A 19505-nucleotide genomic window follows, 5' to 3' on the forward strand; every position below is an offset into this window, starting at 1 on the left:
AAATCAATATTACTAGATAATAATATTTATAAAGAAACTTCTGTTTTTAGCATTCATAGATCACTGGTTATGTTGATTTGTTTTATGTAAAACGATAGGTAAACGTTGGCTTGCAGAATGATGTCAGTACGCATCTCTTGATTACCGCTTATCTGTTCTTAATAAATGCTTCTTGAAAAATGCCATAATAAAGAGAGTTCTCTATTGGTTACATAGCTAATTTATTCACTATTCACTCTACAAAAAAACATCAAAGCTAGTAAAATCAACTAACTTTGATGTTTTTGATGACTTGATTATTTTTTAGATGAACATTTGATTTTGTTCAACTCTATTTTTTGAAGTGCTTATTTGGCATCAGCTGCGACAGGTTTGACTGAACCGCCCCATTTGTCTTCGATCCATTTTTGAACGTCTTCACGGTGTAAGACTTCAAGTAATTTTTTGATTTTTTCGCTATTTTCATCACCTTTACGTGTGGCAATGATATTCACATATGGTGAGTTGTCTTCTTCTAATAAGACAGAATCTTTCAATGGATTCAAACCAGCACCATAAGCAAAGTTTGCATTGATCGCTACTAAGTCACCTTCATCATTTTGATAAGTAGAAGCTAATAAAGAAGGATCAATCGAATGATTGAATTTTAAGTTTTTAGGGTTTTCAGCGATGTCATCAAACGTAGCTGTTTCTAGATCTACGCCATCTTTTACCTTAACTAAGCCAGCATTTTGTAAAATAGTGATGATTCGTCCCCAGTCAGATTCTGAATTTGAAGTAATCACTGTTGCGCCGTCTTTTAAATCAGCAATGTCTTTGATTTTCTTTGAGTACAAGCCCATTGGTTCAATATGGACAGCACCCGCATTGACAAAATCATAGCCTTTTTCTTTGATTTCTTTATTTAGATAAGGAATATGTTGAAAATAATTGGCATCGATATCGCCTTCTGCTAAAGATTGATTTGGTAAAATGTAGTCATCGAATTTCACGATCTCTAAATTAATGCCTTCGTCTTTCAATAGCGGTTGGACGTGTTCCAAGATTTCTGCATGAGGTGTTGGTGATGCGCCTACTTTTAAAGTTGTATCGTCACTTTTTGATGAAGCACCTTTACTATCGCTATTATTGCCACAAGCTGCTAACCCTACAGTCAGCAAGACCGCTGCTGCAAATCCAAAAATTTTCTTTTTCATATCCTTTATCCTCCTATTTCTTCTTATCTTTTATCTGTTTTCTTTGTTAAAAAGTCCCCGATTCCTTGAACAATAAATACAATGACTAGTATCACTAACGTTGCCACAAATGTCACGGTCAGATTACCACGTTGGTAACCTTCTTGCCAAGCAAGACCTCCCAAACCACCAGCTCCGATCGCACCCGCCATCGCAGTAAAGCCGATCATCGAAATGGTAGTAACTGTCAATCCGGAGATCAGTGCAGGCACGCTTTCTGGTATCAAGACTTTCCAAATGATTTCCCAGTAGCTGGCACCCATCGCATCCGCCGCTTCTAAAACTCCAGGACTAACTTCACGAAAAGCAATTTCAACTAGACGAGCATAAAATGGGGCAGCTGAAAGTACCAAGGCAGGAATAGCAGCTTGCGCCCCTAGCATGGTTCCGACGATTGCTTTCGTGAAAGGAATGATCAAGACCATCAAGATCATAAATGGCGTAGATCGAAAGATATTACTAATAATCGAAACAATGCCATAAATGATTCGTGCATAAGGTTTATTTTTCGTCCAATCGAATACAGGATCAAACCTAGTACCAAACCAATGATGGTCACTAATACCATGGACACCAACGTCATATACAGCGTATCGATGAATGCTTGTTTCATCGTTTCCATGTTGATTTGACTAAAATCTAAATACGTTTCTGCAAAGCTTTTATCCACGGTGGATCACCTCCACTCCAACACCTTGTTCTTTAATAAACCGCTCTGCTTGATCCAATTCGTTCTCTGACCCAGTCATCAGTGTCGTTAAGGAACCAAAAGAACCTTCTGCTGTTTGTTTGATTTTACCGTAAACGACATTGATGTCGACGTTATACTGACGAATGGCTTGAGAGATGACTGGCTCGTTAGCATTTTTTTCGTTGAACACTAATGTCACTAATCGACCTTTTGGATTTTCTTTGATCAATTCAGCCAATAATTCTTTTGAGTCTGCTTCTGGTTCGATATCTTGTTGCACGAAACGTTTTGTTACTTCTTGTTTTGGATTTTTGAAGACTGTCAAAACATCGCCTTCTTCCACAACTTTTCCTCGTTCCATCACAGCTACCTTGTTACAGATTTTACGAATCACGTTCATTTCGTGCGTGATCAATACGATCGTTAAATGTAATTTCTTATTGATAGCTAATAAAAGATCCAATACTTCTTCAGTGGTTTGTGGATCTAGCGCACTGGTTGCTTCGTCACAAAGTAAGATCTCGGGATCGTTTGCTAACGCTCGAGCTATCCCAACTCTTTGTTTTTGTCCTCCTGAAAGTTGAGAAGGATAGGCATTTCCTCTACCCTCTAATCCGACTAATCCAAGCAATTCTTCCGCCCGTTCTTTGCGTTGGGCTTTAGGTACGCCTGCTAATTCTAATGGTAGTTGGATATTTTCTAAAACTGTCCGTGACCATAACAAATTGAAATGTTGGAAAATCATACCGATTTTTTTACGAAATGTTCTCAGTTCTTTATTTTTTAGTTTGGTAATCTCTTGGTCATTCACAACAACCGTTCCGCTAGTAGGTAGCTCTAATCCGTTCAATAAACGGACAAGTGTACTTTTACCTGCTCCAGAATAGCCAACGATGCCGTAAATATCACCCTTTTCAACAGTTAATGAAACATCATTTACCGCTTGGATCGTTCCATTTCTGCCACCAAATGTTTTCTCAACATTGGTTAATTGGATCAATGACATATTGCTCACATCTTTCTTTTATTTTTTACATGGAGATCAAGTAGGAAACAAAAAAGCTTCCGCCCCCTTGCTTTAGCAAAAGGACGAAAGCTGAAACTTCCGTGTTACCACCTTGATTTGCTGCTATCTCACAATAACAACCTTTACCAGTACTTGGGTCATCGTTCTTTCATCATAATCCTGCCCGTATACCGTTGTGCTGTAACGGGCACCCCCGTAGTAAGTTTGCAAGGCTCACCTACTCTGCTCTAAGACCATCTTCCATCTCATTTCCGTTACCCTTTTTCAGCAATCAGGGCTCTCTTTGAACGTCTGTGACATGTACTCTTCTTTTCAAAGCTTTATTTATGATTGTTCTGATTATAGCAGTTGGAAAATAACGTGTCAACATTTTACCGGTTACTTCTTTAAAATTTTCTGAAAATTGCTAACTCTTATAATTTCTCAAATTCTGTTGGATCGACTTCTTTAAAGCTTAAAAGCCAAGCATTCATTTCATCTTGATCATTTAAGACATTGATATCTTCATTGATTTTTTCATTCACGGAAGAAACCGTACCGCTTAACGGGCTAGCAAATTCACTGACCGCTTTTTCAGCTTCCACTTCGATCAAAGGCTCCCCGATTTGATAAGACTGACCAGCTTTTGGCAAATTGGCAAATGTGATATCACCTAATTCTTTTTGTGCTTCATTAGTTAAACCGACACAATATTCTTTCCCATTAAATAAGATCCAAAGGTTATCTTTTTTCTTCAAGTGTTTCCCAGCCATTTTATATCAATACTCCTTCGTATATTTTTTCATTAAAACCGATTGCGACGAGTTGTTTGCCTTTGACGATCAGGGGACGTTTGATTAACATCCCATCACTTGAAAGAATGCGACTAGCTTCATTGATCGAAAAATCAGCCACTTGGTCTTTTAGCCCCATTTCCCGATACTTCATGCCACTCGTATTGAACAGACGACGTAATGGAATCTCATTATGTTCCAACCAGTCTGTGATCATTTCTTCCGATGGTGGACTAGCAATCATATCAATTACTTGATAATCAACATGATGCGCATCCAACCAAGCTTTCGCTTTTTTGCAAGTGGAACATTTCGGATACCAATAAAAACGATACAACAGTGTTACCTCCTAGAAGTTTTCGCAGGCGCCTCATTTTGATACCTCATGGATAATATCAAACCGATACCGATCATATTTCCAAGGATCGATGATCCACCTTGACTAATGAATGGCAGGGGAATCCCTGTTAATGGTAAGAGTCCAATATTAGCACCAATATTTTCAAATACATGGAACAAGAGCATCATGATCAAGCCGCTGGCGATATAAGCATAAAATTCATTGTTCGTATCAAAGCAGACACGAATCATACGATAAATCAAAATAAAATACAAGAAGATGACGAATGCGCCACCGATAAACCCAAAATTCTCACCAATCACGGTGAAAATCATATCTGATTCACGAACAGGTACATAGATATTACTTACATTAAATCCTTTACCTAATAATCCACCAGTTCCTATTGCAAGCAACCCTTGTGCTGGCTGATAGCTCATCCCAGTCGTGTCATGGAATGGATCAAGCCAAGAATCGATACGAGCAAACTGGTAAGATTTAAACCCGATTTTATATAATAAATCTCTTCCGCCTTCTGTGGTAACTAAAAAGATCGTCCCAGCACCGACAATCACTGCCAAAGCAATTACGGGCACGATAATGCGCCAAGAGATACCAGACATTAAGAAAACTCCACCAAAAATTGCTAAGAATACCAGCATGGTCCCAAAATCATCTTGTGCCATAATCAAGGCTAAAACCGGGAGCGTCACAATCAACATCTTGGCGATCAACCAAAAATCTGATTTGAGCGTTCGTTCCTTCATCTGAGTATTATGTTTTGTCACGATCAACGCCATCATTAAAATATAAGCAATTTTCATTAACTCTGCTGGCTGAAACGTCAAGGAACCAAAACTAAACCAGTTTTTGGAACCGGTCGACTGGGCGAGGTTGCGGTCATAAAACTTTAACAAGAGTCCCATTACAATTAGACCAAAACCATAGAGATAAGGTGTTAATTTCCAGATCCATTTGGAATTCAAATGCATAATCACGACAATAGCAATTGAGCCCACGATATACCAAATCGCTTGCATCCCAACACCTCTTACTACCGAAGGGTGGTTAGGATCATGACTCAGCGCGACATATAAAGAAAGCAATCCAATCAAACATAATAAGAAGACTGGTAATATGACGCCATAATCAATGCGATTATCACGATTATTATTAGAAGCTTTTATTTTTTTTCCATGTTTCATCCCTTTTCTTAAAAACCATACTGTTCTATATTATAGCGGTCTAGCGGCATAATTGAAAGCCAAAGCAAATACATTTGGGAAAACTTAAAATTATTCTTATCTAATCATCTGCCTTGCTGCTCTTCAGTCAGACCCATCATCGAGATAACAGATAACGTTCTGACGAATCATTTTTGATAGCGTTCATTATATCTCAAGATCTCTTTACCAATCGCTTGTAAATTCTCTGAAACTAAATTTGTTCGCTGGATCAAATAAAAATTTCGATGATACGCTAATTTCTCGGTTGGAACTTCTGGTGGCACCGCACGTTTTGATAAAATCGAACGTCCTACTCCTTCCTTTAAAAGAGCGACAATGACTTCGTTGCTTTTTACTAACAACTTTTTCCCATGGATATTTTTTTCTTCAAAATACCGTTGCGTATAATGAAAAACTCCAGAAGTTGTTTCTCGAACTAACCATAACTGACTGTCAGGATCCCCCGCGATCACTAGTTCATCCTCCATCAATGAAAATCTTTGAACACCAGAAGTTTCTAAAGGTTTTTCGATAAAACCAAAGTCAGCCTCGTGTTTTGCTACTTGTTCCAACGCATCATGAGAATTGGCATAGGCAATCACAAAATTAATTTTAGGATATTTCAAAAGCAAATCTTTCAACAATTTTGGTAACAGATAGACGGCAAAAGTGTGAGAAGCAACGATTCGGCAAACTTCTTCTTCATTTTGTTCATCTAGTAATTGTTGTTGTGTTTCTTGCCACTCCTCTAATAAAACTAACGCTCGTTCGTAGAGTAGATCTGCTTGTTTTGTCGGCTTCATTTCTTTCCGACCATTTCGCTCAAAGAGAATCACTCCTAATTCTCTTTCCAGCTGTTTGATTTGATTGGAGACAGCAGGTTGAGATAAGAAAAGTAATTCGGCTGTTCGAGAAAAATTTCTTGTTTCGTATACGACACGAAAAGTTGTTAACAATTTCAGCATGCGATCACTTCCATAATTTTTTATTATAGTAACTATATCAACTATTTGATTTAAATATATCACGAAATGACTATAATAGTAAATGTAACGCACAATATATGAGATTGAAAAGCAACGAATGTTTCAATCTCGCTCAGACATAAAAAGATCGTTACTTGTATTCTTAATGATCAGTCAGGGCTACCGATTTGTTTATTTCCCAATAAATAGTCATTCATAATTATTTATGCAACCTACTATCAACCTTTCCACCTGACTGATCATTTTGTTCTGAGCTTTAGACAACACACTCATCTTATGAAAAGGAGAATTCAATTAATGAAGAATTTTTTAAAACTTATTCCTGTCCCGATTTGTGGGCTCATTCTAGGTTTAGCTTCGCTAGGTAATCTGTTTAAAGAATATCATTGGATTCATCTAGGGAATATCATTGGTGGGATTAGTATGATTCTCATGATCCTAATGTTTAGCAAATTGTTCCTATTATTTGAACATACGAGACAAACATTACATGATCCAATCATTGCCTCGGTTTCACCGACTTTTACGATGTCATTAATGGTTATTTGTACTTACTTTGTACCATTTACGCACCTTTTACCAATCGTTCGGATCATCTGGCTTGGCGCTGTCCTGCTACAAGTGATTTTAGTTGTTTACTTTACTTACCATCATGTAATCAAAGCAGACTTATCACTGGAAGTCATTTATCCAAGTTGGTTCATTATTTATGTTGGTTTCGGGGTAATTACAGTAACTGCTGGAAACTTTTTCCCATTCATTGGCCAACTATTCTTTTGGTTATCTCTAGCTTGTTACGTTTTCTTATTGCCAATCATCATCCATCGGGTGTTTTTCGTGAAAAACATGGCACATCCTACACTACCATTGATCACAATCGTTGCAGCTCCGGGATCGCTTTGTTTAACTGGCTATTTGAAAAACTTTGCGCAACCTTCCTTTTATTTAGTCGTTGCCTTATTTATCCTTTCGCAAACTTTATATTTTATCGTGCTATCTCTTTTACCACGATTACTTAAACTACATTTTTATCCAAGCTACGCTGCTTTTACCTTTCCACTAGTTATTTCTGCAACTGCTATGTTTTGTGCTGTAAATTACTTTCATTCATTAGGGATCGCTACTGGCTTTTTAACGGTCTTGAAACTGGCTGAATTAGTAATCGCTACTGGAATGGTGCTTTATGTATTAGGTCATTATATCCGCTTCTTGTTCAAAGAACATGGAAACACAAATAAATATGTCCCTAAAGAAATTTAATTAAGATGTTATTCTTCTGTCTTTTTCAAATTTAGAAAAAGGCAGAAGATTTTTTGCGTTTTTAAACTTTGTCAATCAAAACGAATAGTGCTACTATTATCAAGGATATTCTTGAGTTCAGAGTCGTCGTCCTCTAAATACGAGTACCCGTTTTTCAACTCTGAAACATGCGCACAGATAATGAAAGGAATTTTTAGAACATGAATCTACAAGTAACCATTAATCAATTTAAAAATCAAGGCTCACGAAGAATCTTGCCTGGATTACTTCTTGCTTTTTCAGTAGCAGTCATGAGCAAACTTCTCGCATTGTTGCTCCCACAGCTTGGTGCTGCCACGATCGCCATTTTATTAGGGATCTTGTTAGGTAATACTTTTTTCAAACAACCTTCTTTAGCCATTGGAACGAAATTCGCTGAAAGCAAATTATTGGAATGCTCCGTTTTCTTATTGGGAGCAACGGTTACGGCTCAAACGATTGCTCAAATCGGCATTAAAGGGATTGCCTTCGTCTTGTTGCAAATGAGTGTGACGATCGTCGGTGCCTATTGGATCGGCAAAAAATTGTTGTTTAGTGATACAGCTTCCTTGATGATGGCAGGAGGAAATGCTGTTTGCGGTTCTTCGGCTATTGCAGCGATCTCTCCAGTGATCCATGCTGAAGAGGAAGAAAAAGGACAGATCATTACATTAGTTAATTTATTAGGAACGATCATGATGCTTTCTTTACCTTTTCTTGGCTTACACTTATACGGAGATCACTTAATTGAAAAAAGTGCCCTTTTAGGTGGAACACTTCAATCTGTTGGACAAGTAGTCGCTGGCGCCAGTTTGCTTGATGCTTCAGTTGTTCAATTTGCCATGCTCTTTAAAATTTTAAGGATCATGATGTTAGTTGCTGTTGTCTATTTATTTGAAAAATTTATCCAAAAAAAGACAGCTTCTGCTGAAACGATTTCGTCTGACAGTCCCAAGAAAAGAAGATTCCCATTACCATGGTATGTTTTAGGCTTTTTAGTTTTCTGCTTGCTCAACAGCCTATTTACGCTCCCAACTTTTATCGACAAAGGGGCTCACTTTATTAGTAATTGGTTTGAAATCACTGCTTTAGCCGCAATTGGTTTACGTTTAGATTTCGCTAAATTCATGAAAGAAGGACCTCGATTCTTATCTTATGGTCTAGCAGTTGGTTTACTGCAAACTGTTTCTGCGCTGCTATTCATTTGGTTAACAACACTATAACTACCGGATTCCACTGGTATAAGCGGTCTGCCTTTGTTGGCTTCATAAAATCCCCAGACTTAAAACCACCTCTTCGTCCCAAAATAGTCACTTCTATTTCAGGGCGAAGGGGTGGTTTTTAGGTCAAATAATTCCAGTTCTTTTTTATTCAGATAGTGCTTTTTCTAATACAAGTAGTTGACGTTTGATCAATAAGCCAGCTTCCGCATTTCCCATATAACCGGTTAATTGACCGTTTTGTCCAATCACTCGATGACATGGAATCACGATTGGTAATGGATTCATGCGATTCGCTTGTCCGATTGCTCGGACCGCTTTGGGATGATCAATGGTTTCTGCTATTTTTTTATATGTGCGTATTTCTCCATAAGGAATCTCTTGTAATGCTTGCCAAACCTTTTGTTGAAAAATCGTGCCTGTGTTTATTGATAACGGAAGTTGAAAGTCCTGCCGGTTTCCCTCAAAGTACTCAGCCAATTGACGTTCTGTTTCAAGTAGGATTTCTTGTTTCTTTCCTTGATCCTGTGCACCATTTACCGCCATTTCTTCAATCGGATGAAACGAAACCTTCGTCAACCCATTCTGATCTGCATCTAACCATAGTTCTCCAATTGGCGTATTTATTTTCATTTTCATCGTCTAATCCTGAATGAACTAGACTTGCCCTCCTCTACCGTTCTACTATTTTATTTATCTTGTATTATTTTAGCTAAAAATGCAATTTAAAGTTTTATTAAGTGTCAGCTTAATGATAAACTAAAAATGATGATTACTTAAGTAACAGAAAATACAGTTTATTTACTATTCTGTTCGAACAAATAATATTTGCTTGAAAGGATTTATCATATGAAAATATCAATTGTTGTCCCTTGCTATAACGAAGAAAAGACTGTACCGCTTTTTTTCGATGAAGTAGAAAAATTCAAAGACGGACACGAGTTTGAATACTTGTTTATTGATGATGGCTCCTCAGATGGTACGCTACAAGCCATTAAAGCATTAGCGAGAAAATATAAATATGTGAGATTCGTTTCTTTTTCTCGAAATTTCGGAAAAGAAGCTGCCCTCTATGCGGGTTTACAAGCTTCGACTGGGGAGCTAATCACAGTAATGGACGTTGATTTACAAGATCCTCCAGAATTACTACCACTCATGATTGAAAAAATCACGACAACTGACATTGATTGCGTAGGAACGAGACGCTCAACAAGAGAAGGAGAACCAGTGATTCGGAGTTTCTTCGCTAAACGGTTCTATCAGTTGATCAATAAAATCAGTGACACAGAAATGGTAGATGGTGCAAGAGATTTCCGTTTGATGACTCGACAGATGGTTGATGCTGTTTTAGAGTTAACCGAGTACAATCGTTTTTCAAAAGGATTATTTAGTTGGGTCGGTTTCAAAACAGAGTATCTTTCTTTTGAAAACCGTGAACGAGTGGCTGGTGAAACCTCTTGGTCCTTTTGGAAATTATTCAATTATTCGATTGATGGAATCGTCAATTTTTCAGATGCACCACTAACGATCGCCTCTTTCACTGGCGCTCTTTCTTGTATTGGTTCGGGAATTGCTATTTTATTTATCATTGCACGAGCCTTATTATTTGGTGACCCGACAGCCGGCTGGCCTTCAATGGTATCGATCTTTTTATTTATCGGCGGCATCCAATTACTATGCCTAGGGATCATTGGCAAATACATTGGTAAAATTTTCCTTGAAACCAAACAACGCCCCGTTTATATCATACGTGAAACAGAACAAACCATCGTTTCTCGTGAAAAAGAATAAGTCGTGAGAATAACTATTTCTATTTCGAGATTTTCTCCCTTCGTGCCAAGGTTTTCTCTATAAAAAAACACCTGAAATGAGCGTTTGATTTCAGGTGTTTTTTATTTTTCTAGTTAGCAAATACATTACTTCTAAACATAACAATAACATTCCGATAAAGCTATTGAATGAATCTCTGTCACATTATAGGCAGGTAAAGAAAAAAGACTAGCTGGTAGAGGAAACATTGGACGTTTCCTTTTGATTTACGACATTTTTTTCGCTGATGCATTGTTTAATTTGTTTAATTAGTTCTTGCCAATTATGATTGTTGGGCAATCGTTGCCATAAGATATGGGTACATTGAAGGTTTCCTAAATGAAAGTCAGAAATATAGATATCCGTTTTCGAAGAAATAACTTTTTCAATGACTATTTTTCCAGCTAAGGAATATTGGAGATGTTCTGCAATAAACTCTTCATACGCTTTTCCATAAGAAAAATCCAACGTAATATAAACAGCTTCTTCAACTGCTTCTAAGGGAAAATTTTCAATCAATTCCATCATATAGTACATGTATAAATCTGCTTTTTCTTCTTCATTAAGTAAAATAGAACGAGCTGTTTCCATAATGGTTTCATTGACTTTCTGATCAAATAAAGGATATTCTTCTCTTAAAAATTGAAAATTATGGATATTTCCAAAACGATGATGGATATCGGGCATAAATAACAACCGTTCATGTAGCGGTTGCACATTTTTCAATAACACTTTAAACAGACGTTGATCAACAAAAGTTGAATCAGCAATACCTTTTAGCATACTTGAATAATTATTGTTAAAAATTGACAGTGTCGGATCTAGTTCAGAAAAATCTAGACAAGACTTCTTATCAATGATCCGATTAACATATAAATAGGCATACAAGACTGAAGCTTCTTTTACTGCTACTGTATCTGATATTTGGTACTCTGTCTTCAATTTTCCTGCAAGTTTTTGAACCAATATTGAGGTCTGATCAACTTTGATCGTCAGATGTGCTTCATCCAAATACGCTTTTCTCTGAATCCGAAGCGCACTGATTGATAGAAATAAAGATAATTTATAACGTAAACTATTACGGATTCTAATCCTAAAAAATTGTTCGATCCAAAATACAAGCCGGTCACTTTGATTTTTTTGTTGCTCAGTAAAAGGGGAATCAATCCCATTCAAATTATGGAGAATGCCATATCCTACCGAGCGAATCTTCCATTCATTCCCTACTATCTTATTTTTCTTAATAATGAGATGATCTTTTTCTAACAATTTATTGATTCGTTTTTTATAAAGATATAAAGAAGAATTTGAAATGTAATGATCGGTCGTAAATTTATTAATCGGTCGGTTTGAAAACAGCAGGAAAATAAGCAGCTGATAAGTTAGCGAACTATTTAAATAGTGCTGACGTAATTTAAGAATGTTCTCATCACAAATAAAAGAATATACTTGAATAACGCCCCGCTTTACGACAAAAAAATCATTTAAGCATAATTTCTGTTCTAGCTCCATTTTCAACTCATGAATTAATTTACTTAATTTAAATTTAGATATACCTGTTTTCTGCGCTAAAAAAGAGATTTCTACTCTTTCACCAAGTTTTGTCTGAATAAGTTCCAGAAGTTTAATTTTCATTTTTGAGTTTTCATCTAGCAACTGAACGATATCCATTTCGCCATTCCTTTCCCTAATTACTTCCAGTAGATGAATTCAATACACTAGAAGTATGTTAATTATTCAGTTTTGCTCTTTTTCCAAAAGACCTGATAGTTTTCAAGAGCATTGAATCCTATTCCAAACATTTCGAATCAGAGGCTAGAAAGGTTCTTTTCGTTCGTTTTTGACAAACTTCGTTGTTTTATTTGTTGCTGTGTAGTTGGTTTTATTTGTTGTTTTATTTGCTGTTTTATTTGCTGATGAACTTGATAAACGATCTGTTTTACTTCATTTTTATTTATATTTTGAGTTTCAACAAGCTCTTTATTTTGAAGTTGACTAGGAATTTTAGGCGCTTCATTTATCGTTATTTTATGGTAAACATAAGTAACTGGTTGATACTGATCATTCAATGCATCCATACGCTCATCTGAAAACTTGCTCTCATCCAAAAGATTTCTTTCAAGTGTCGCTGCGTAAGCAAATGTTGTCCCGTTAGTAAGAACCTGACCAACAACTAACCCCATCACCAATACCTGATAAATTTTTTTCTTTTTCATTTTTCCCTCCTAATTTAAAATAAATTCAAATATATAATTAGAATAGAGTGTTTTTTATTGAATAAACACCAATTTTTCCGTTTTTTCTATTTTTTTCACTTTTAAAATAAAAAATAATAGTATTATGAAGGTTTGCTGATGTTTGCATATAAATATGAAAAATAAATAACTAATTTCAAGTGAATTTTTTTTGATCGTCAAATTTCTTCAACTTTTAAATCAGAAGGTCATGAAGCAAGATCATACAGACCATCGTTTATTTCAATATAAAAATACAACTACAGAACTAGTTTGCTATCATTAATAACGACAAATAAATAACCAATAAAAAAATCGGTATAACATTTTAAAAATTAGCAATCTATATTTACAGTGAAAAAAAAGGCGACTTAGATAGCAAAAAAAGGAATAATGTGCCAAATAATTGACTTGATTTAAGAAAAAAATCATTTCCTATCCGCTTTTTTCCTATCCATAATTTTACATTTATTAGAAATCCCACTTAGTTTTTTATAAAAAAGAACGAAACCTCTAGTTGTGCCAAACTCCTTTAATTTTCAACAGTTTTATGATTCCATCTGTTTTAGCACTTGATGGCTGTCATTTGTTCAACAAAAAAACATCAAAACTAGTAGAATCTACTAATTTTGATGTTTAAAAAATTGGTTGAAGAACCAGATCTTGATGCTTCTTCGCAGTTATTGAATAGTAAAACAGATCCAGAATCGACATCCCCGTATCCGCTATTTTTAATGATGTTCCTTCCTCTTCTTTTCAAATTCCTTACGAAAAAAAGCAACGATCTCAAAATAAAAAATCTTTGAGATCGTTGCTTTTATAAATGATGCCAGCTGCAGGAATCGAACCTGTGACCTACGCGTTACGAGTGCGTTGCTCTACCAACTGAGCTAAGCTGGCGTTTCCATATGAAATTATATACGTATTTTAAAAATTTGTAAAGGCACAAGTGTAAATTTCGTTCTATTTCATGATTTTTTTCATAAAACGTGGTATAATTGATTTGAAAGGCAGGTTTTATGAAAATGGCAACGTTTGGAAAATTTGATACAACTATCGTACCGTCAGAATTTGGGGAAAAATTTACGATCGACACTCACGTGACATTTATGATTCATGGAACACCGCAAACTGGAACAATTTCAAAACAACTGAAAAACTCGGCTGTGGTTGAAATTGACAAAACAGATGAAAATGCCAATTTAATGACACAAAGCAAAGGTGTAATCATCATCAATTACAAAGAATTGAAGAAAATTTAACACTGACCATCTCTGCGTTTTTTGGGATGTTTTTTTATTTGAAAAATTTCATCAACTATCTAGGATCACTTATTCCATTCATGGCATCATAAACGTGCCTATTGTTCTCTCTAACTTAAAAATAGTTTTTTTCTCACATCAATAAAGACTTATGAGATGTCAAAAACTATCCTCTATTCTTTTGCTGTTCCTCTTGTTCACTTAAGATTCTGCAAGACTCCATCCGTTTTTTCAAATTCCGTATATTCTTTGATCCATCTTCTTGCAGCTATTCTTTGAATAAACTACTTTCTATCAAAACCATGATAAATTACTAGAATTAATAACAAACAAAAAACCATAATAGAATAAGAAATCCTACTATGGTTTGGTGCCTTAGCGTTTATTATTTTTATTTCGTACCAAATAAACGGTCCCCTGCATCGCCTAGACCTGGAACGATGTAGCCGTGTTCATTCAATTTTTCATCTAATGCAGCTGTGTAGATGTCAATATCTGGATGTGCTTCTTGTAAAGCTTTTACACCCTCTGGAGCAGCTACTAGACAAACAAATTTGATATTTGAAGCGCCACGTTCTTTTAATGCATCGATCGCCATGATCGCTGAGCCACCTGTCGCTAACATTGGGTCAACAACAAATAATTGTCGTGCATCGATATCTTCAGGTAATTTTACGAAATATTCATGAGGTTCAAATGTTTCTTCGTCACGGTATAACCCGATATGTCCGACTTTCGCAGCTGGGATCAATTCTAAAATACCGTCAACCATCCCAATACCTGCTCGTAGAATCGGAATGATCGCTACTTTTTTACCAGATAACGTTTTTTGAGTTGTTTCTGTAATCGGTGTTTCGATTACGATATCTTCTAATGGCATGTCACGTGATACTTCATATGCCATCAACATAGCAATTTCGTCGACAACCTCACGGAAAACTTTTGTTCCACAGTCTTTGTCACGAATAATAGTTAGTTTATGTTGGATCAATGGATGGTCGATTACTTGGAATTTGCCCATTTTTCTGGTCTCCTTTGTTCTGTCGTTTCTTTTTAATTGTAAAACAAAAAGACCCAATTGACTAGTCAAACCAACAACTTTTCAAAAGAAAATAAAATAAATAAAACAACAGTAATCAAAAATAAAAAAAGCAGTAAAAAATAACAAAAAAGCTTTGAACAATGAGTTTTTTTGTTATTTTTACTGTCTTTTAGTCAGATTAATATTACATATATCTGGTTATATAAATAGGATCATCGATCCTGCTGTAACCACTGAGTCGCTAAAAGCATCGCTGCTCTGGTAGCATTGGTTTGGTCCAATGAATTGACCATCACAAAATCGTGGATCATCCCTTGAAAACGAACCTGGGTGACTGCCACACCTACATCACGTAACTTCCGAGCATAAGCTTCTCCTTCGTCTCTTAAAACATCCGCTTCACCAGTTAAAATCAAAGCTGGTGGTAAGTCTGCCAAGTCTTCAGAAGTCGCTCGTAATGGTGATGCGGTGATTTCTGACCGCTCTGAATCATCAGTTGTATATTGGTCCCAAAACCATTTCATTCCTTCTTTTGTTAAAAAATAGTTTTCGGCAAATTCTTGATAAGAATCAGTAGTGAAATTGGCATCCGTCACCGGATAAAACAAAAGTTGTTTTTGGATCGGCAACCCTTGGCGTTCTTTGGTTAAAATAGTCATTACAGTTGCCATATTACCTCCAACTGAATCGCCCGCTACCGCTAATTCAGTTAAATCTAACCCTTTTGATTCCGCTAGTTCACTTAGCTTTTGTAAGACTGCATAGCTTTGTTCGATCGCTGTTGGATATTTTGCTTCCGGCGAACGGCTGTACTCTGGAAAAACGACGACCGAGTTCGTGCGAACGGCTAATTCACGAATCAACTTGTCATGAGTTTGTGCGCTACCAAAAACCCAACCAGCTCCATGAATATAGAAAATCACTGGTAATTTATCAGTATTTCCTTCTGGACGGACAAAACGAACGTTGATGGACCCCCATTGACCAGTATCAACCTTTAAATCTTCAATGTCGACTGGTAGTTTATCAACGGGCGATTCTTGGACTTTTTCTAATAGCGCTCGTCCTTCTTCAGGTGGTAATTCGTAGATTCTTGGGTGGGGAGCATTTGCATCACTAAATTCGATTGCTGATTTTTCTAATGAGATTCGTTCGGTCATCATGGTTCCTCCCTAGATTATAATAAAAAGCCAAATTACACCTCATATACTAGTGAGCCCCAATGAAAAAGTCAAAAAATCAGTTTGTTTGTTTTCTCTCAAACTCAGTCAACATAAGCATTCCCCATACTTCCCCCAGTACCTCCGTCTTAGTTTATCCCTTCATTAAAACAAAACCTCAACACTTCCATACCTAATCCATCTCAGTCCTATATCTCAGGCTATTTTAAATAGATTTCACCAATGTATTCGTGCTGCATCGATAGAAGAAAACTTTTGCCTAAATAAAACTAAAACACCCAAAAGAAGCGATTCCAACAACTTTCCCTTGAAAAAGTGTCCACACACAATAAGCCATTTCAAAAAATAATCCAAAGAATTCCAAAAACAGGAGAAGCGATTTTGGATTCTTCGGATTATTTTTAATATACAATAAATTTTAGCAAACTAAGAATTTTGAAACAGTTGCTTTTTTATGTCTGCTGATGGTACTTCTTGCGTTAAGCGACTCGTTTTGTAGTGATTATTCCTTTTATTTATTATATAAAGGATATTTTTCAGTCAATTCACGCACACCAGCTTTGACTTCAGCTAATTCGGCTTCATTCTCTTTGGCTTGTAAAGCTTTGACGATCAATTCCGCCACCTTCACAGCATCTTCTTCTTTGAAGCCTCTTGTAGTAATTGCTGGAGTACCGATACGGATCCCGCTAGTCTTGAACGGGCTAAGTGTTTCAAATGGAATTGAATTTTTGTTAACCGTAATATTCACACTATCTAAAATACTTTCGGCTTCTTTCCCGTTTAACTCTAATCCACGGACATCGATTAAAACTAAATGATTATCCGTTGCGCCAGAGACCACTCTTGTACCGATTGCTTGATTGAAGACTTTTGCCATCGCTTTGGCATTAGCAATAATCTGTTCACTGTATTCTTTAAATTCAGGTGTCAAAGCTTCTTTGAATGCTGCTGCTTTCCCTGCAATGACATGCTCTAGTGGTCCACCTTGGATGCCAGGGAAAACTGCACTATTGATTTTTTTCGCTAATTCTTCATTATTGGTCAAAATCATACCACCACGTGGTCCACGTAATGTTTTATGAGTGGTTGTCGTAGTAATGTCCGCATAAGGGATTGGACTTGGATGGACACCAGCTGCAACTAAGCCAGCGATATGTGCCATATCAACCATTAATTTCGCACCTACTTCATCAGCGATTTCTCTAAATTTTTCAAAATCAATGATTCTACCATAGGCACTTGCTCCGGCAACGATCAATTTTGGTTGATGTTTTCTAGCTAAAATCCGCACAACATTGTAATCAATGACTTCTGTTGTTGGATCAACACCATAGGCTACAAAATGGTACGTTTTTCCACTAAAGTTCACAGGAGAACCATGAGTCAAATGTCCACCTGCTGAAAGATCCATCCCTAAAATCGTGTCACCAGGTTCTACTAAAGCAAGATATGCTGCCGTGTTCGCTTGTGAACCAGAATGAGGTTGAACATTGACAAATTTTGCACCGAATAATTCTTTTGCACGATCGATCGCTAAACTTTCGACGATATCGACAAATTCACAGCCACCATAATAACGATGCCCAGGGTAACCTTCTGCATATTTATTTGTCAAGATACTTCCTTGAGCCGCCATCACTGCTTCAGAGACAAAATTTTCGGAAGCGATAAGTTCCAAATTATTTTCTTGTCTTTCTTCTTCTTTTGCGATTGCTGCCCATAAATCTGGGTCAAACGTTTTGTAGTCTACCACACACAACAGCTCCTTCTTATTGTTTACTAAGAAATCATGAATCAACTAGCAATCTATGCACGATCAGCTAAAATCCTTAACTGGTCATTCAGATCGCTGTAAAAAGCTACATCTCACGAATGATTGCTGATTCTTTCTCTTTTGAACATGATCTCTCAGTTTTATTCAAGTTTATTCAAGTAGAGTTTACTTTATTGCATTGTATCATAATAAAGTATGGGTACAAGCTACCTACGTTCTTTTTTCAAAATATTTTTGTCCCGCTGATTTTTTTAAGCGATTCATATAAGCATTTCCCAGACCTTCTTCTGGAAATACTGCAACAAAGATCATATCAAGTCCAAGGTTCTTCTCATCTAACCCACGTAATCCTGCAAATAATCCTTTCGTAGCGGCTTCTACTGAATCATCAAAATACATGTAGACTGCTGCTACATCAAAACGAACAGCTTCAGCAATTTTAGGACCTGCAATTACTCCAACACGCAAATGTTCTTCTTTCGCCCATTTTACAGCGGCTTCCCAATCATTTTCTTGGACCATCATGACTTGCGTATCAGGCGAATAGTGCTTATATTTCATTCCTGGTGATTTAGGTGTTTCAGTGCTTTGGACTAAATGACGATCAACGGCCACCTTTCCACCGATCACTTTTTCAAGCTGTTCTTTGGTCACCGCTCCTGGACGTAAAATCATGGGTTCACGATCCGGATCACTGAGATCGATCACGGTTGATTCCACACCAATTCGGGTTGCACCATCATCAATGATCCCATTGATTTTTCCTTTTAAATCATGGTAGACATGTTCCGCAGTCGTTGGACTAGGTTTTCCCGAAGTATTCGCACTAGGACCAACAATTGGTATACCAGCTAATTGGATGACTTCAAGCGTTTTTTTGTTATCTGGCATACGAAAAGCAGCTGTGGATAACCCACCTGTTACAATAGGTGGTAAAGACCCTTTTTTGATCTCAAAAATAAGTGTTAAGGGACCTGGCCAGAAATGATTGACGATTTTTTCCGTTAAAGGATGAAAGTTATCCACAAATTGTTTTACTTGCTCAAACGATGAAACATGGACAATCAAAGGATTATCTTGTGGACGACCTTTGACCGAAAACACTTCGGTTACCGCTTCAGGCAAAAGTGCATTAGCGCCTAGTCCATAGACAGTTTCAGTTGGAAAAGCAACGAGTTCGCCACTTTTTAATGCTTGTGCTGCTTCTGATAATTGTTCTTCATGATAATAGTTTGTTTCCACAGTCTATCCACACCCTCATTTTTCAATATGCTTGATTTATTCTACTTTATCCTCATGTTATCAACAGAGTGTTGATAACTATTTTGTCAATAGTGGATAAGTATGTTGATAAGTCAATAACTCGTTTTCATCCTTGTAAAATCAATGTTTTTTTATGATAAAAAACATAAAAAATATTTTTC

Annotated in this window: 17 protein-coding genes, 1 tRNA gene, 1 pseudogene and 1 other annotated feature; of the genes and pseudogenes, 4 read left to right on the top strand and 15 right to left on the bottom strand. The window is 36.6% G+C overall.

The window, feature by feature from the left end; translation table 11 throughout:
- Positions 1-347: 347 nt before the first annotated feature.
- From EHR_RS01715 to EHR_RS01745, 7 genes and pseudogenes are all read right to left on the bottom strand, one after another.
- Positions 348-1196 carry a MetQ/NlpA family ABC transporter substrate-binding protein gene (locus tag EHR_RS01715; protein WP_010738388.1) on the bottom strand — a complete coding sequence of 283 codons (849 nt, stop codon included), beginning with the start codon at positions 1194-1196 and terminating at the stop codon, positions 348-350.
- Between the two features lie 23 nt (positions 1197-1219).
- A pseudogene (locus EHR_RS01720) lies at positions 1220-1905 on the bottom strand (methionine ABC transporter permease).
- Positions 1898-2932 carry a methionine ABC transporter ATP-binding protein gene (locus EHR_RS01725; RefSeq protein ID WP_010738389.1) on the bottom strand — a complete coding sequence of 345 codons (1035 nt, stop codon included), beginning with the start codon at positions 2930-2932 and terminating at the stop codon, positions 1898-1900. The pseudogene EHR_RS01720 and the gene EHR_RS01725 overlap by 8 nt, the downstream one beginning before the upstream one ends.
- 76 nt (positions 2933-3008) lie before the next feature.
- Positions 3009-3278, bottom strand: a binding site (T-box leader).
- 88 nt (positions 3279-3366) lie between these two features.
- The gene (locus tag EHR_RS01730; protein WP_010738390.1) at positions 3367-3705 is read right to left on the bottom strand and encodes a glycine cleavage system protein H; all 339 of its coding nucleotides are present in this window, start codon (positions 3703-3705) and stop codon (positions 3367-3369) included.
- A gap of 1 nt (position 3706) precedes the next feature.
- On the bottom strand, positions 3707-4063 hold the full coding sequence (locus EHR_RS01735) for an arsenate reductase family protein (protein WP_010719983.1): 357 nt from the start codon (positions 4061-4063) through the stop codon (positions 3707-3709).
- 5 nt (positions 4064-4068) lie between these two features.
- Positions 4069-5271 (bottom strand): FtsW/RodA/SpoVE family cell cycle protein, encoded by a 1203-nt coding sequence (locus EHR_RS01740; protein WP_014834260.1) that lies wholly within the window; start codon positions 5269-5271, stop codon positions 4069-4071.
- Positions 5272-5438: 167 nt separating this feature from the next.
- On the bottom strand, positions 5439-6257 hold the full coding sequence (locus tag EHR_RS01745) for a LysR family transcriptional regulator (protein ID WP_010738391.1): 819 nt from the start codon (positions 6255-6257) through the stop codon (positions 5439-5441).
- Between the two features lie 318 nt (positions 6258-6575).
- Between EHR_RS01745 and EHR_RS01750 the strand changes: the two genes are divergently transcribed.
- Positions 6576-7538: a TDT family transporter gene (locus EHR_RS01750; protein ID WP_010738392.1), complete on the top strand. Its 963-nt coding sequence runs from the start codon at positions 6576-6578 to the stop codon at positions 7536-7538.
- A 200-nt stretch (positions 7539-7738) separates the two neighbouring features.
- Complete coding sequence (locus EHR_RS01755; protein WP_010738393.1) at positions 7739-8779, top strand: YeiH family protein; 1041 nt, start codon at positions 7739-7741, stop codon at positions 8777-8779.
- 144 nt (positions 8780-8923) lie between these two features.
- On the opposite strand, the gene EHR_RS01760 is transcribed toward EHR_RS01755, so the two are convergent.
- The gene (locus EHR_RS01760; protein ID WP_025480548.1) at positions 8924-9409 is read right to left on the bottom strand and encodes a methylated-DNA--[protein]-cysteine S-methyltransferase; all 486 of its coding nucleotides are present in this window, start codon (positions 9407-9409) and stop codon (positions 8924-8926) included.
- Positions 9410-9625: 216 nt separating this feature from the next.
- On the opposite strand from EHR_RS01760, the gene EHR_RS01765 reads away from it, so the two are divergent.
- A complete protein-coding gene (locus EHR_RS01765; RefSeq protein ID WP_010738395.1) occupies positions 9626-10567 on the top strand; it encodes a glycosyltransferase family 2 protein in 942 nt (313 codons plus the stop codon).
- A gap of 207 nt (positions 10568-10774) precedes the next feature.
- On the opposite strand, the gene EHR_RS01770 is transcribed toward EHR_RS01765, so the two are convergent.
- The 3 genes from EHR_RS01770 to EHR_RS01780 form a co-directional block, all read right to left on the bottom strand.
- Positions 10775-12256 carry a helix-turn-helix domain-containing protein gene (locus tag EHR_RS01770; RefSeq protein ID WP_010738396.1) on the bottom strand — a complete coding sequence of 494 codons (1482 nt, stop codon included), beginning with the start codon at positions 12254-12256 and terminating at the stop codon, positions 10775-10777.
- Between the two features lie 137 nt (positions 12257-12393).
- Positions 12394-12801 carry a hypothetical protein gene (locus tag EHR_RS01775; RefSeq protein WP_010738397.1) on the bottom strand — a complete coding sequence of 136 codons (408 nt, stop codon included), beginning with the start codon at positions 12799-12801 and terminating at the stop codon, positions 12394-12396.
- An 845-nt stretch (positions 12802-13646) separates the two neighbouring features.
- A tRNA-Thr gene (locus tag EHR_RS01780) sits at positions 13647-13719 on the bottom strand.
- Positions 13720-13838: 119 nt separating this feature from the next.
- Here EHR_RS01780 and EHR_RS01785 point away from each other — a divergent pair.
- On the top strand, positions 13839-14081 hold the full coding sequence (locus EHR_RS01785) for a hypothetical protein (protein WP_010719992.1): 243 nt from the start codon (positions 13839-13841) through the stop codon (positions 14079-14081).
- 391 nt (positions 14082-14472) lie between these two features.
- On the opposite strand, the gene upp is transcribed toward EHR_RS01785, so the two are convergent.
- From upp to EHR_RS01805, 4 genes are all read right to left on the bottom strand, one after another.
- On the bottom strand, positions 14473-15102 hold the full coding sequence (gene upp, locus EHR_RS01790; RefSeq protein WP_010719993.1) for a uracil phosphoribosyltransferase: 630 nt from the start codon (positions 15100-15102) through the stop codon (positions 14473-14475).
- Between the two features lie 233 nt (positions 15103-15335).
- Positions 15336-16283 carry an alpha/beta hydrolase gene (locus tag EHR_RS01795; RefSeq protein ID WP_010738398.1) on the bottom strand — a complete coding sequence of 316 codons (948 nt, stop codon included), beginning with the start codon at positions 16281-16283 and terminating at the stop codon, positions 15336-15338.
- A 532-nt stretch (positions 16284-16815) separates the two neighbouring features.
- Positions 16816-18060, bottom strand: coding sequence for a serine hydroxymethyltransferase (gene glyA, locus EHR_RS01800; RefSeq protein ID WP_010738399.1), 1245 nt, complete (start codon positions 18058-18060; stop codon positions 16816-16818).
- A gap of 231 nt (positions 18061-18291) precedes the next feature.
- Positions 18292-19323, bottom strand: a complete 1032-nt coding sequence (locus EHR_RS01805) for an L-threonylcarbamoyladenylate synthase (protein WP_010738400.1) — start codon at positions 19321-19323, stop codon at positions 18292-18294.
- Positions 19324-19505 lie beyond the last annotated feature (182 nt).

The sequence above is a fragment of the Enterococcus hirae ATCC 9790 genome, assembly GCF_000271405.2.
Lineage (GTDB): Bacteria > Bacillota > Bacilli > Lactobacillales > Enterococcaceae > Enterococcus_B > Enterococcus_B hirae.

Excerpts from the sequence above, each read along its gene's own strand:
- EHR_RS01765 (WP_010738395.1), top strand. The coding sequence starts at position 9,626 with ATGAAAATATCAATTGTTGTCCCTTGCTATAACGAAGAAAAGACTGTA.
- EHR_RS01755 (WP_010738393.1), top strand. The coding sequence starts at position 7,739 with ATGAATCTACAAGTAACCATTAATCAATTTAAAAATCAAGGCTCACGA.
- EHR_RS01725 (WP_010738389.1), bottom strand. The coding sequence starts at position 2,932 with ATGTCATTGATCCAATTAACCAATGTTGAGAAAACATTTGGTGGCAGA.
- EHR_RS01740 (WP_014834260.1), bottom strand. The coding sequence starts at position 5,271 with ATGAAACATGGAAAAAAAATAAAAGCTTCTAATAATAATCGTGATAAT.
- EHR_RS01775 (WP_010738397.1), bottom strand. The coding sequence starts at position 12,801 with ATGAAAAAGAAAAAAATTTATCAGGTATTGGTGATGGGGTTAGTTGTT.
- EHR_RS01785 (WP_010719992.1), top strand. The coding sequence starts at position 13,839 with ATGAAAATGGCAACGTTTGGAAAATTTGATACAACTATCGTACCGTCA.
- EHR_RS01795 (WP_010738398.1), bottom strand. The coding sequence starts at position 16,283 with ATGACCGAACGAATCTCATTAGAAAAATCAGCAATCGAATTTAGTGAT.
- EHR_RS01730 (WP_010738390.1), bottom strand. The coding sequence starts at position 3,705 with ATGGCTGGGAAACACTTGAAGAAAAAAGATAACCTTTGGATCTTATTT.
- upp (WP_010719993.1), bottom strand. The coding sequence starts at position 15,102 with ATGGGCAAATTCCAAGTAATCGACCATCCATTGATCCAACATAAACTA.
- EHR_RS01745 (WP_010738391.1), bottom strand. The coding sequence starts at position 6,257 with ATGCTGAAATTGTTAACAACTTTTCGTGTCGTATACGAAACAAGAAAT.
- EHR_RS01715 (WP_010738388.1), bottom strand. The coding sequence starts at position 1,196 with ATGAAAAAGAAAATTTTTGGATTTGCAGCAGCGGTCTTGCTGACTGTA.
- EHR_RS01770 (WP_010738396.1), bottom strand. The coding sequence starts at position 12,256 with ATGGATATCGTTCAGTTGCTAGATGAAAACTCAAAAATGAAAATTAAA.
- EHR_RS01760 (WP_025480548.1), bottom strand. The coding sequence starts at position 9,409 with ATGAAAATAAATACGCCAATTGGAGAACTATGGTTAGATGCAGATCAG.
- EHR_RS01750 (WP_010738392.1), top strand. The coding sequence starts at position 6,576 with ATGAAGAATTTTTTAAAACTTATTCCTGTCCCGATTTGTGGGCTCATT.